Annotated in this window: 10 protein-coding genes; all 10 read left to right on the top strand. The window is 73.2% G+C overall.

Annotated features, from left to right (window positions below; translation table 11 throughout):
- Positions 1 to 4 precede the first annotated feature (4 nt).
- From KG111_RS09900 to KG111_RS09855, 10 genes are read left to right on the top strand one after another with little or no spacing between them, the layout of a single operon-like run.
- The gene (locus KG111_RS09900) at positions 5 to 1,075 is read left to right on the top strand and encodes an HAD-IIA family hydrolase (protein WP_249666066.1); all 1,071 of its coding nucleotides are present in this window, start codon (positions 5 to 7) and stop codon (positions 1,073 to 1,075) included.
- 9 nt (positions 1,076 to 1,084) lie between these two features.
- The gene (locus KG111_RS09895; protein ID WP_205292927.1) at positions 1,085 to 1,237 is read left to right on the top strand and encodes a hypothetical protein; all 153 of its coding nucleotides are present in this window, start codon (positions 1,085 to 1,087) and stop codon (positions 1,235 to 1,237) included.
- 1 nt (position 1,238) lies between these two features.
- Positions 1,239 to 2,072, top strand: a complete 834-nt coding sequence (locus KG111_RS09890) for a TlyA family RNA methyltransferase (RefSeq protein ID WP_205292928.1) — start codon at positions 1,239 to 1,241, stop codon at positions 2,070 to 2,072.
- Positions 2,069 to 3,079, top strand: a complete 1,011-nt coding sequence (locus KG111_RS09885) for an NAD kinase (RefSeq protein WP_249666065.1) — start codon at positions 2,069 to 2,071, stop codon at positions 3,077 to 3,079. The genes KG111_RS09890 and KG111_RS09885 overlap by 4 nt, the downstream gene beginning before the upstream one ends.
- Entirely contained in the window at positions 3,076 to 4,827 is a 1,752-nt protein-coding gene (gene recN, locus KG111_RS09880) for a DNA repair protein RecN (protein ID WP_205292929.1), read from the top strand. The genes KG111_RS09885 and recN overlap by 4 nt, the downstream gene beginning before the upstream one ends.
- Before the next feature lie 45 nt (positions 4,828 to 4,872).
- On the top strand, positions 4,873 to 6,573 hold the full coding sequence (gene pyrG, locus KG111_RS09875) for a CTP synthase (protein WP_205292961.1): 1,701 nt from the start codon (positions 4,873 to 4,875) through the stop codon (positions 6,571 to 6,573).
- Between the two features lie 8 nt (positions 6,574 to 6,581).
- Positions 6,582 to 7,205 (top strand): NUDIX domain-containing protein, encoded by a 624-nt coding sequence (locus KG111_RS09870; protein WP_205292930.1) that lies wholly within the window; start codon positions 6,582 to 6,584, stop codon positions 7,203 to 7,205.
- Between the two features lie 21 nt (positions 7,206 to 7,226).
- Entirely contained in the window at positions 7,227 to 8,351 is a 1,125-nt protein-coding gene (gene ald, locus KG111_RS09865; RefSeq protein WP_205292931.1) for an alanine dehydrogenase, read from the top strand.
- Between the two features lie 10 nt (positions 8,352 to 8,361).
- Positions 8,362 to 9,342 carry a site-specific tyrosine recombinase XerD gene (locus tag KG111_RS09860; protein WP_249666064.1) on the top strand — a complete coding sequence of 327 codons (981 nt, stop codon included), beginning with the start codon at positions 8,362 to 8,364 and terminating at the stop codon, positions 9,340 to 9,342.
- Complete coding sequence (locus tag KG111_RS09855) at positions 9,335 to 11,929, top strand: DEAD/DEAH box helicase (RefSeq protein WP_205292932.1); 2,595 nt, start codon at positions 9,335 to 9,337, stop codon at positions 11,927 to 11,929. The genes KG111_RS09860 and KG111_RS09855 overlap by 8 nt, the downstream gene beginning before the upstream one ends.
- The last annotated feature ends 302 nt before the right edge of the window (positions 11,930 to 12,231 follow it).

Below are 12,231 nucleotides of genomic sequence, written 5' to 3'. Positions count from 1 at the left end.
CCCTGTGCTGTCCTCCTCTGCCGAACCGCTCTGCCCCGCCCACGACCTGGTCATGCTCGACCTGGACGGCGTGGTCTACATCAGCGGCGCCGCGGTGCCCGGTGCGGCGGCCGCGATCGAGGGCACCCGAGCCGCGGGCGGCAGGGTCGCGTTCGTCACCAACAACGCCTCCCGCACGGCCTCCACCGTCGCGGCGCACCTGAGTCAGCTCGGGGTGCCTGCCGACGTCGCCGACGTGGTCACCAGCGCTCAGGCCGCAGCGCACGTGCTGCGCGAGCGCCACGGTGCCGGGGCCCGGGTGGTCTGTCTCGGCGGTCCGGGGCTCCACGGGGCGCTCGAGGAAGCCGGTCTCGTGCCGGTCGGGGTCAGCGAGGAGGCGCAGGCCATCGCCAGCGGCTACGGCCCCGAGCTGCGGTGGCACGAGATCATGTCGGGTGCCGTGCGGATCCGCGACGGCCTGCCCTGGTTGGCCGCCAACGCCGACGCCACGATCCCCACCAAGGAGGGCATCGCTCCCGGCCACGGCCTGCTGGTGCGGATGCTGGAGGAGTTCAGCGGCGTGCCGGCCGAGGTGGCGGGCAAGCCCGAACGCCCGCTGCTCGACGAGACGGTACGACGCGTCGGCGGCGAGCGGCCCCTGATGGTGGGCGACCGGCTCGACACCGACATCGAGGGCGCGCACAACGCCGGCGTCGCCTCGCTCCTCGTGCTCACCGGCGTCACCGGCCTGCCCGAGCTCGTGGCGGCGACGCCGCGGCAGCGGCCGTCGTACCTCTCGCTCGACCTCGGCGGGCTGCTGGAGCCGCACCCCGCGCCGAGCCGCCACCCGCTCGACGCGCCCACCGAGCACGCAGAGGCCGAGGACGTGTCCTGGCGACTCGGGGGCTGGTCGGCGCGCGTGCACGACGGCAGGCTCACGGTGACCCGGGACAGCGACAGCGACCAGACGAGCGGCGGGGCCGCCGACTGGTGGCGGGTGGTCGCGTGCGCGGCATGGGAGCACCTCGACGCCACCGGCACCGTCGCCGACGTGACGGGGGTGCAGGTGCCCGGTGAGGAGTCCGGTGCGCGGTAGCCTCGCCCCATGACCGAGGTACCGCTGACGCCCACCGGGAACGACTCCGTCGACCGCGTCCTCGAGCTGGTGGCCGGGCTCGAGTCGCGCCCGCTGGAGGAGCACGCAGCCGTGTTCGAGGAGGCGCACACCGCGCTGCGCCGTACCCTCGACGGCGCCTGACGTGCCGCCTCGCCGTCTCCGCCTCGACGCGGAGCTGGTCCGGCGCGGGCTCGCACCCTCCCGGGAGCGTGCGGCGCACCTGATCGCCGAGGGCCGGGTCAAGGTCTCCGGCGCCGTGGCCAGCAAGCCCGCCACCGGGGTGACCACCGATGTTGCGATCGTGGTGGCCGAGGGCGAGCACGGTCCCGACTACGTCTCCCGCGGCGCCCACAAGCTGCTCGGCGCCCTCGCCGCCTTCGGCGCGGGCGGCCTGGAGGTCTCCGGACGGCGCTGCCTGGACGCCGGCGCCTCCACCGGCGGCTTCACCGACGTGCTGCTGCGCGCCGGCGCGGCCGAGGTGGTCGCGGTCGACGTCGGCTACGGCCAGCTCGACTGGTCCCTGCAGTCCGACGAACGGGTCCGGGTGCACGACCGCACCAACGTGCGGAGCCTGACCACCGACGACATCGGGGGACCGGTCGACCTCGTCGTCGGCGACCTGTCCTTCATCTCCCTCATCCTCGTCCTCGACGCGCTGCTCGGCGTCACCCGTCCCGACGGCGACCTGGCGCTGATGGTCAAGCCGCAGTTCGAGGTCGGCAAGGACCGGGTCGGCAAGGGCGGTGTGGTCCGCGACCCCGAGCTGCGCGCGGAGGCCGTGCTCGCGGTGGCGCACGCCGCGGCAGAGCGCGGCTGGGGCGCCAGGGCGGTCACGGTCAGCCCGCTGCCCGGCCCCTCGGGCAACGTCGAGTTCTTCTTGTGGCTGCGCCACGGTGCGCCCGAGATCGACGACGAGAGCATCGCCGCGGTCGTGCGCCGCGGCACGTCGGGCGCGAATGAGAGGGTGGATCCGTGAGCGAGACCGCCAGCATCCCCGACCGTCCGGCCGACGACCGTCCGGCCGACGACCGTCCGGCCGACGACCCGCGCCGCGTGCTGGTGCTGGCGCACACGCGGCGCCCCGAGGCCCGCGACGTCGCCCGCTCCTTCGTCAAGGAGCTCACCGGTCACGGCATCGTGGTCCGACTGCTGCGCGCCGAGGCCGACGAGCTGGAGCTGGACCCCGAGGAGTACGTCCCGGCCGTCGAGCTCACCGACTCCGAGAACGACGCCAGCGCCGGCTGCGAGCTCACCGTCGTCATCGGCGGCGACGGCAACATCCTGCGCGCCGCGGAGGTCACCCACGAGCGGCTCACGCCCGTGCTCGGGGTCAACCTCGGTCACGTCGGGTTCCTCGCCGAGGCCGAGCACGAGGACGTCGCGGCCACCATCGACGCCATCGTCGACCAGCGCTACAGCACCGAGGACCGGCTCACCCTCGACGTGCGGGCCTACGTCGGCGGCGAGCTGGTCTACTCCACCTTCGCCGTCAACGAGGCCAGCGTCGAGAAGGCCGCCCGGGAGCGGATGCTCGAGGTCGTCGTCGAGATCGACGGCCGGCCGCTGTCGCGGTGGGGCGGCGACGGCGTCGTGTGCGCCACCCCGACCGGCTCCACGGCGTACAACTTCTCCGCCGGCGGCCCGATCGTGTGGCCCCAGGTGGAGGCGCTGTGCATCGTTCCGATCAGTGCGCACGCCCTGTTCGCCCGGCCCATGGTGGTGGCGCCGTCGTCGGTGATCGCCGTCGAGGTGCTCGAGGGCAACCAGAGCTCCGGTGTGCTGTGGTGCGACGGCCGGCGCAGCCACGACCTGCCACCCGGCGCCCGGATCGAGGTCAGCCGCGGGCAGCGGCCGGTCCGGCTGGTCCGGCTGGCCGAGGCCCCCTTCACCGACCGCCTCGTCGCCAAGTTCGGCCTGTCCGTCGAGGGCTGGCGCGGTGCGGCGGAGCGGCGCCAGGCCCGAGCCAGAGGAGACGTGTCGTGATCGAGGAGCTGCGGATCAGCTCGCTGGGCGTCATCGACTCCTCCGTGCTGGAGCTGGGTCCCGGCCTCACCGTCATCACCGGTGAGACCGGTGCCGGCAAGACGATGGTCGTCACCGCACTGGGGCTGCTGCTCGGCGGTCGCGCCGACTCCGGAGCGGTGCGCGCCGGCGCCAAGCAGGCCCGCGTCGAAGGAGTCGTCGCCGCCGATGCGCTGCCCGGGTTGCGCGCCGCCGTCGAGGACGCCGGGGGAGATGCCGAGGACGGCGTGGTGCTGGGCCGCAACGTCAGTGCCGAGGGCCGCTCCCGGGCGTTCGTCGGCGGCGCCGCGGTGCCCGTGGCCACCCTGGCCTCGATCGCCGAGCCGCTCGTCGCGGTCCACGGCCAGTCCGACCAGCACCGGCTGCTCAAGCCGCAGACCCAACGCCTGGCCCTGGACCGGTTCGGTGCGCTCACCGAGCAGCACGCCCGCTACGCCGAGCTGTACGACGCGCTGGTGACCACCGAGCGCGAGCTCGCCGAGGTGCGCGCCAGCGCCCGCGAGCGCGCCCGAGAGGCCGACCTGCTCCGCTTCGGTGTGGACGAGGTCGCCGCGGTCGACCCGCAGCCCGGCGAGGATGTCGAGCTGGCCGCCGAGGAGACCCGGCTCGGCCACGCCGACACGCTGCGCGGCGCCGCCGAGCAGGCCCGCGAGGCACTGTCCAGCGAGCACGGCTCGCCCGACGCGCTCGGCGCCGTCGCCGCCGCCCGCGGGCTGCTGGAGGGCGTGCGCGAGCACGACCCCGCCGCGGCCGCGCTCGCCGACCGCGTCGCCGAGGTCAGCTACCTGCTCAGCGACGTCGCGGCCGACGTGGCGTCGTACGCCTCGGGGATCGAGGTCGACCCGAACCGGTTGGCTGCGGTCTCCGAACGGCGCGCGGCGCTGACCGGCCTGCTGCGCAAGTACGGCGAGACCGTCGAGGACGTGCTGGCCTGGGCCGAGCAGTCCGCGCTGCGCCTGGGCGACCTCGACTCCACCGACGACCAGATCCGCGACCTCGCCGACCGGGCCGCGGCACTGCGCGCCGAGCTCGCCACCGCGGGCGTCGCGCTGTCCACCGCCCGCGCCGAGGCGGCCACGCGGCTCGGTGCCGCCGTCACCGACGAGCTCACCCTGCTGGCGATGCCGCACGCCCGACTCCAGGTGCGGGTGACCAGGCGCGAGGTGCCCGAGGCCGCCCACCCCACCGATGCCGAGCACCCGCCGCCGGACCTGCTGCGGCTGGCCGAGGGGTGGGTGCGCTTCACCCGCAGCGGGATCGACGACGTGGAGCTCCTGCTCGCCGCCAACACCGGCTCGGAGCCCCGGCCGCTGCACAAGGGCGCCTCGGGCGGTGAGCTGTCCCGGGTGATGCTGGCGGTCGAGGTCTGCCTGGCCGGCACCAGCCCGGTGCCGACCTTCGTCTTCGACGAGGTCGACTCCGGGGTCGGCGGTGCGGCTGCGGTGGAGATCGGGCGCCGCCTGGCCACCCTGGCCGCCGACGCCCAGGTCCTGGTGGTGACCCACCTGCCGCAGGTCGCCGCGTTCGCGGACCGGCACGTGCTGGTGGAGAAGTCCCACGACGGCACCGTCACCAGCTCCGGGCTGGTGGTGCTCGACGACGCCGGTCGGGAGCGCGAGCTGTCCCGGATGCTGGCCGGGCTCACCGAGTCCGACACCGCCCTGGCACACGCCCGCGAGCTGCTCGACGTGGCGCGCCGACGTACGTGATGAACCCAGATCCGAGGAGATGGACTAAGATGGAATCCCGTGAGCATGACGCCCGGTAACCAGGTCAAACACCTCTTCGTGACCGGGGGCGTCGCTTCGTCGCTCGGCAAGGGGCTCACCGCCTCGAGCCTCGGTCGACTGCTGCGCTCGCGCGGTCTGCGGGTGACGATGCAGAAGCTCGACCCCTATCTCAACGTGGATCCGGGCACGATGAACCCGTTCCAGCACGGCGAGGTGTTCGTCACCAACGACGGCGCCGAGACCGACCTGGACATCGGGCACTACGAGCGGTTCCTCGACACCGACCTCAACCAGATCGCCAACGTCACCACCGGGCAGGTCTACTCCAAGGTCATCGCCAAGGAGCGCAAGGGCGAGTACCTCGGCGACACCGTCCAGGTGATCCCGCACATCACCGACGAGATCAAGGACCGGATCCTGGCCATGGGCCACGGCACCGGCGAGGACGCCGTCGACATCGTCATCACCGAGATCGGCGGCACCGTCGGCGACATCGAGTCCCTGCCGTTCCTCGAGGCCGCCCGCCAGGTCCGCCATGACATCGGCCGCGACAACTGCTTCTTCCTGCACGTCTCCCTGGTGCCCTACATCGGCCCGTCCGGCGAGCTGAAGACCAAGCCCACCCAGCACTCGGTGGCCGCGCTGCGCCAGGTCGGCATCCAGCCCGACGCCATCGTGTGCCGCGCCGACCGCGAGCTGCCGGAGAGCATCAAGCGCAAGATCGCGCTCATGTGCGACGTCGACCAGGAGGCCGTGGTCACCGCCGCCGATGCCGCGTCGATCTACGACATCCCCAAGGTGCTGCACCGCGAGGGCCTCGACGCCTACGTCGTACGGCGCCTGAACCTGCCGTTCCGTGACGTCGACTGGACGCTGTGGGACGACCTGCTCCGCCGGGTGCACCACCCCAAGGAGGACGTCACCATCGCGCTGGTCGGCAAGTACATCGACCTGCACGACGCCTACCTCTCGGTCGCCGAGGCGCTGCGCGCCGGCGGCTTCGCGCACGAGGCGAAGGTGCACCTGCGCTGGGTCGCCTCGGACGAGTGCGCCACCCAGGCGGGTGCGGCGCGCCAGCTGGCCGACGTGGACGCGATCTGCGTGCCCGGCGGGTTCGGCATCCGCGGCCTGGAGGGCAAGCTCGGTGCGCTGAGCTACGCCCGGGCGCACAAGATCCCCACCCTCGGGCTCTGCCTGGGCCTGCAGTGCATGGTGATCGAGTACGCCCGCACCGAGCTCGGCCTCACCAAGGCCGGCTCGACCGAGTTCGACCCGGCCACCCCCGAGCCGGTGATCGCCACGATGGAGGAGCAGAAGTCCATCGTGCACGGCGAGGGCGACCTCGGCGGCACCATGCGCCTCGGCCTCTACCCGGCCGCGCTCACCCCCGGCTCGATCGCCCACGAGGTCTACGGCTCCGAGCTCATCGAGGAGCGGCACCGGCACCGGTTCGAGGTCAACAACGCCTACCGTGACCGTCTCGCGAAGGCCGGGCTGGTGTTCTCCGGCGTCAACCCCGACCTCGACCTCGTCGAGTTCGTGGAGCTGCCCCGCGAGGAGCACCCGTACTACATCGGCACCCAGGCGCACCCCGAGCTGCGCTCGCGCCCGACCCGGCCGCACCCGCTGTTCGCCGGCCTCGTCGGCGCCGCGCTCACCCGCCAGCGCGAGACGCGCCTGGAGATCGACGAGTCCGGGCTGCACCCCGAGCCGATCGAGGGGTGAGCCGGGGCGTGGACGCTGGCGACGGGTCGCGGCTGCGTGACGTGGCGGAGACCTGGCCGGTCGTCTCGAGCACCGACCTGCACCGCGACGGCTGGGTGATCGCGCTGCGCTCCGACCTCGTCCGGCGCCCCGGCGCCCCCGCCGAGGAGGGCACGTTCCGCCGGCTCGTCGTCGAGCACCCCGGCGCCGCGGTGGTCCTCGCCGTCGACGACGAGGACCGGGTGCTGTGCCTGCGCCACTACCGGCACGCGGCCGGGCACCGGCTGGTCGAGCTGCCCGCCGGCCTCTGCGACGTGCCCGGCGAGGAGCCCGTCGAGGTCGCCCGGCGCGAGCTGCGGGAGGAGGCCGCCTTCGCCGCCCGCAGCTGGACCCACCTGCTGTCGACCTTCAGCTCACCGGGCTACTCCGCCGAGCGGATCCACTACTTCCTGGCCACCGGGCTCAGCGCGGTCGACCGCGACGGCTTCGTGCTCGAGCACGAGGAGGCGGAGCTGGAGGTGCTGTGGGTGCCGTTCGCCGACCTGGTGGACGCGGTGCTCGCGGGCCAGATCGCCGACGGTCCGGTCGTCCAGGCAGTCCTGGCGGCGCACGTGATGCGGGATCGTGATCCGCAAGCCCTCCCCGAGATGTGACCTGGGCCCTATCTTGGGCGGATGCGGATCGGAGTTCCCACCGAGGTCAAGAACCACGAGTACCGGGTCGCCATCACCCCGATCGGCGTTCACGAGCTGACCAGTCACGGTCACGAGGTGCTGGTCCAGGCCGGCGCCGGCGCCGGCTCCACGATCAGCGACGAGCAGTTCCTCGCCGCGGGCGCCACGATCGTCCCGGACGCCGACGCGGTATGGGAGGGCGCCGAGATGGTGCTCAAGGTCAAGGAGCCCGTCGCCGAGGAGTACCACCGGATGCGCGAGGGACAGGTGCTCTTCACCTACCTCCACCTCGCCGCCGACGCCGCGTTGACCCGTGAGCTGTTGACGCGCAAGGTCACCGCGCTGGCCTACGAGACCGTGCAGCTGCCCTCAGGCTCGCTGCCGCTGCTCTACCCGATGTCGGAGGTCGCCGGCTGCCTGGCACCACAGGTCGGCGCCCACGCGCTGCTCAAGGCCCAGGGCGGCCGCGGTGTGCTGATGGGCGGGGTCGGCGGCGTCGCCAACGCCAAGGTCGTCGTCATCGGCGCCGGCGTGGCCGGCCAGAACGCCGCCAACATCGCGCTCGGCATGGGCGCCGACGTCACCCTGCTCGACACCGACCTGGACAAGCTGCGGATGTCGTTCTGGCGCTACGACAACCGGGTGCACGGGCTCGCCTCCTCCCGGCTGGCGATCGAGCAGCAGGTCGTCGAGGCCGACCTGGTCATCGGGGCCGTGCTGATCCCCGGCGCCGCCGCCCCCAAGCTGGTCAGCAACGAGCTGGTGTCGCGGATGAAGCCCGGCTCGGTGCTGGTCGACATCGCCGTCGACCAAGGCGGCTGCTTCGAGGACACCCGGCCCACCACCCACGACGACCCCACCTTCGCCGTGCACGGCTCGACCTTCTACTGCGTGGCGAACATGCCCGGGGCCGTGCCCGCCACCTCCACCTACGCCCTGACCAACGCGACGCTGCCGTACGCGGTCGCCCTGGCCGACAAGGGGTGGCGCGAGGCCTGCCACGCCGACCCGAGCCTCGCCCACGGGCTCAACACCCACGCCGGGCAGCTGACCAACGCACCGGTCGGCGAGGCGGTCGGCATCGCGACGATCCCGCCCACCGAGGCCCTGGAGGCCGCGCGCTAGCCTGACCTGCGTGAGTCCTGGGGGTGCAGCGGGAGCGGTCGACCGGGCCATCCGCACCTACCTCGACCACCTCGGCGTGGAGAAGGGGCTGGCCGCCAACACGCTGACCTCCTACCGGCGCGACCTGCGCCGCTACCGGGCGCACCTTCTCGCCGCCGGCATCGACGACCTCGACGACGTCACCGAGCAGACGGTCACCGACTTCCTGGTCCGCCTGCGCGAGGGGGACGCCGAGCACGCGCCGCTCGGGGCGGCCTCCGCGGCCCGCACCGTGGTGGCGGTGCGCGGCTTCCACCGCTTCGCCGTCGCCGACGGCCTCGCCGCCGCCGACCCGGCCGCGGCGGTCAAGCCGCCCACCCCGGCGAAACGGCTGCCCAAGGCGCTGCCGCTCTCCGACGTCGAGGCGATCCTCACCGCAGCCGGTGCGGCCGACACCCCGCTCGCGCTGCGCGACCGCGCCCTGCTCGAGCTGCTCTACGGCACCGGCGCCCGGATCTCCGAGGTCGTCGGGCTCGACGTCGACGACGTCGCCGCGCTCACCGACCCCGACCTGGACCCCGACTCGCCCGCAGCCACCCTCCTGCTCCGCGGCAAGGGCGGCAAGGAGCGGCTGGTTCCGGTTGGCTCGTACGCACGCGAGGCGCTGACGTCGTACCTGGTGCGGGGGAGGCCGGCGCTGGTCTCCACCGCCGCCAAGAGCGTGGGGCCTGCGCTGTTCCTGAACTCCCGGGGCGGACGGCTCTCGCGGCAGTCCGCCTGGGCGGTGCTGGTCAAGGCCGCCGAGCGGGCCGGGGTCACCGCCGACGTCTCCCCGCACACCCTGCGGCACTCGTTCGCCACCCACCTGCTCGACGGCGGCGCCGACGTGCGCGTCGTGCAGGAGCTGCTCGGCCACGCCTCGGTGACCACCACCCAGGTCTACACGCTGGTCACCGTCGACAACCTGCGCGAGGTCTTCGCGACCGCCCACCCGAGAGCACGTGATGCCTGAGACCACCACGGCCAGCACGGCCACCACTGCCAGCGCCGCCAGCGCCGCCGACGCTGCCGACGCGGCCTACGACCGCATCCTCGCCCACGCCGAGGCGCGCGGCCTGACGCTGTACCCGCACCAGGAGGAGGCGGTGCTCGCGCTGCTCGGCGGCGACAACGTCGTGCTCGCCACGCCGACCGGCTCCGGCAAGTCCCTGGTCGCCGTCGCCGCCGCGATGGCCGCGCTCGCCGACGACCGGGTCACCTTCTACACCGCTCCGATCAAGGCCCTGGTCAGCGAGAAGTTCTTCGAGCTCGTCGACGTCTTCGGCGCCGCTGACGTCGGCATGATGACCGGCGACGTCTCGGTCAACGCCGACGCCCCGATCATCTGCTGCACCGCCGAGGTGCTGGCCAACCTCGCCCTGCGCGAGGGCCAGCAGGCCGACGTGGGCATGGTCGTGATGGACGAGTTCCACTTCTACGGCGAGCCCGGCCGGGGCTGGGCCTGGCAGGTGCCGCTGATCGAGCTGCCCCAGGCGCAGTTCCTGCTCATGTCCGCCACCCTCGGCGACACCACCGAGCTGGCGGCCGACCTCACCCGCCGCAACGGACGCGAGACGAGCGTCGTCGACGACGCCGAGCGGCCGGTGCCGCTCACGTTCAGCTGGTCGCTGGACCCGATGAGCGACAAGCTCACCGAGCTGGTCACCACCGGCCAGGGGCCGGTCTATGTCGTGCACTTCACCCAGGCAGCGGCCGTCGAGCACGCCGTGTCCCTGCTCGCCGGGCCGACCCGGCTCGACACCTCGCTCGACGAGGACCGCAAGCGTCAGATCGCGGAGCGGATCGCCGGGGTGCGCTTCGCCGCCGGGTTCGGCAAGACGCTGAGCAAGCTGCTGCGCTCCGGGATCGGCGTGCACCACGCCGGCATGCTGCCGCGCTACCGCCGCCTCGTCGAGCAGCTCGCCCAGGCCGGGCTGCTCACCGTCATCTGCGGCACCGACACCCTCGGCGTCGGCATCAACGTGCCCATCCGCACCGTGCTGTTCACCGGCCTGGCGAAGTTCGACGGCAGCCGGCAGCGGGTGCTGCGGGCCCGCGAGTTCCTGCAGATCGCCGGCCGCGCCGGCCGGGCCGGCTTCGACACCGCCGGCTACGTCGTGGTGCAGGCCCCCGAGCACATCATCGAGAACGAGAAGGCCAAGGCCAAGGCCGCCGCCAAGAACGCGGCGATGAGCGAGGCGCAGCGGGCCAAGCGCTCGTCGAAGGCCCAGCTGAAGAAGCCCCCGCCGGGCACCGTCGTGTGGAGCGAGCAGACCTTCGACAAGCTGGTCGCCGGCCGCCCGGAGCCGCTGAAGTCGCAGATGAAGGTCGACAACGCGATGCTCGTCAACGTGCTCTCCCGTGAGGAGGACGCGTTCACCGTGCTGCGCCGGCTGATCACCGACAACCACGAGGACCGGCGCTCCCAGCTCCGGCTCGCCAAGCGCGCCGTACGGCTGGCGCGGAGCCTGGTGGCCTCGGAGGTGCTGACCCGGCTGGACGAGCCCGACCAGTACGGCCGCCGCTACGTGCTCACCGAGCAGCTGCCGTTCGACTTCGCGCTCAACCAGCCGCTGTCGCACTTCGCCCTCGCGGTGCTCGACGTGCTCGACCCGGACAGCCCCACCTACACCCTCGACGTGGTCTCGGTGATCGAGGCGACCCTCGAGGCGCCGCGCCCCGTGCTGTTCGCGCAGCGGCACGCCGCCCGCGGCGAGGCGATCGCGGCGCTCAAGGCCGACGGCGTGGAGTACGACGAGCGGATGGCGCTGGTCGAGGACGTGACCTGGCCCGAGCCACTCGCCGAGCTGCTCGAGCCGCTCTTCGAGACCTACCGCGAGCGCCACCCCTGGCTGGCGCCCGACGCGCTCGCCCCGAAGTCCGTGGTCCGGGAGATGTGGGAGCAGGGGATGGGGTTCACCGACCTGGTCTCGCGCTACCAGGTCGCCCGCTCCGAGGGGCTGGTGCTGCGCTACCTCACCGACGCCTACCGGGCCCTGCGGAACAGCGTGCCCGAGCGCTACCGCACCGAGGAGCTGGACCTGCTCGTCGACTGGTTGGGGGAGACGGTGCGCCAGGTGGACTCCTCGCTGCTCGACGAGTGGGAGGCGCTCAACGACCCCGACCACCTCGACGCCGCCGGTGCCGCCGCGCGTGGCGAGGCACCCCCGCCGCCGCCCCGTCCGCTGAGCAAGCAGGGTCGCGTCTTCGACGTGATGGTCCGCAACGCGATGTGGCGCCGGGTGGAGCTGATGGCACGCGACGACGTCGCCGGCCTGGCCGCCCTCGAGCCCGACGGCGAGCTGGACGAGGCCGCCTGGGACGCCGTGCTGGAGGCCTACTTCGCCGAGCACGACCGGCTGCTGACCGACGCCGACGCCCGGGGGCCCTCGCTGCTCGACATCGAGCGCGGCGCCGACACCTGGCGCGTCACGCAGACCCTGCACGACCCCGAGGGCAACCACGACTGGGTGATCCGCGCGGTGGTCGACCTGGCCGCCAGCGACGAGTCCGGCGAGGTCGTGCTGCGCACCGAGCAGGTCGTCTGCCTCACCGGCTGAGCCCGCCTCGCCGACCGGCCTCACCGACCCGCCTCCCGGACGCGCGGGACGTCGTGCGGCGAGCCTCCCCAATGTCGCTGTGTCGACATTGTTGGATGGTCGTGTCCCGGGCCCTGGGGAAGGGGCCCGCAACCGACACGACGTACATGGTGAGGGCAAGGTGAGGGCAATGGTCGGACCCTACGGAGGTTCCAGTGCACCCGACATGCCGCCGAGGATGCCGATCCCGGCGCCCGGCGAGATGAGCGGCGACGGCGGGGTGCGGCGGCAGTTCGCCAGCGAGCCGACCACGCTGCAGTTCC

This window comes from Nocardioides faecalis, from assembly GCF_018388425.1.
GTDB classification, from domain to species: Bacteria; Actinomycetota; Actinomycetes; order Propionibacteriales; family Nocardioidaceae; genus Nocardioides; species Nocardioides faecalis.
Note: the sequence above shows the minus strand (reverse complement) of the source record. Positions and strands in the feature narration are given on the sequence as shown.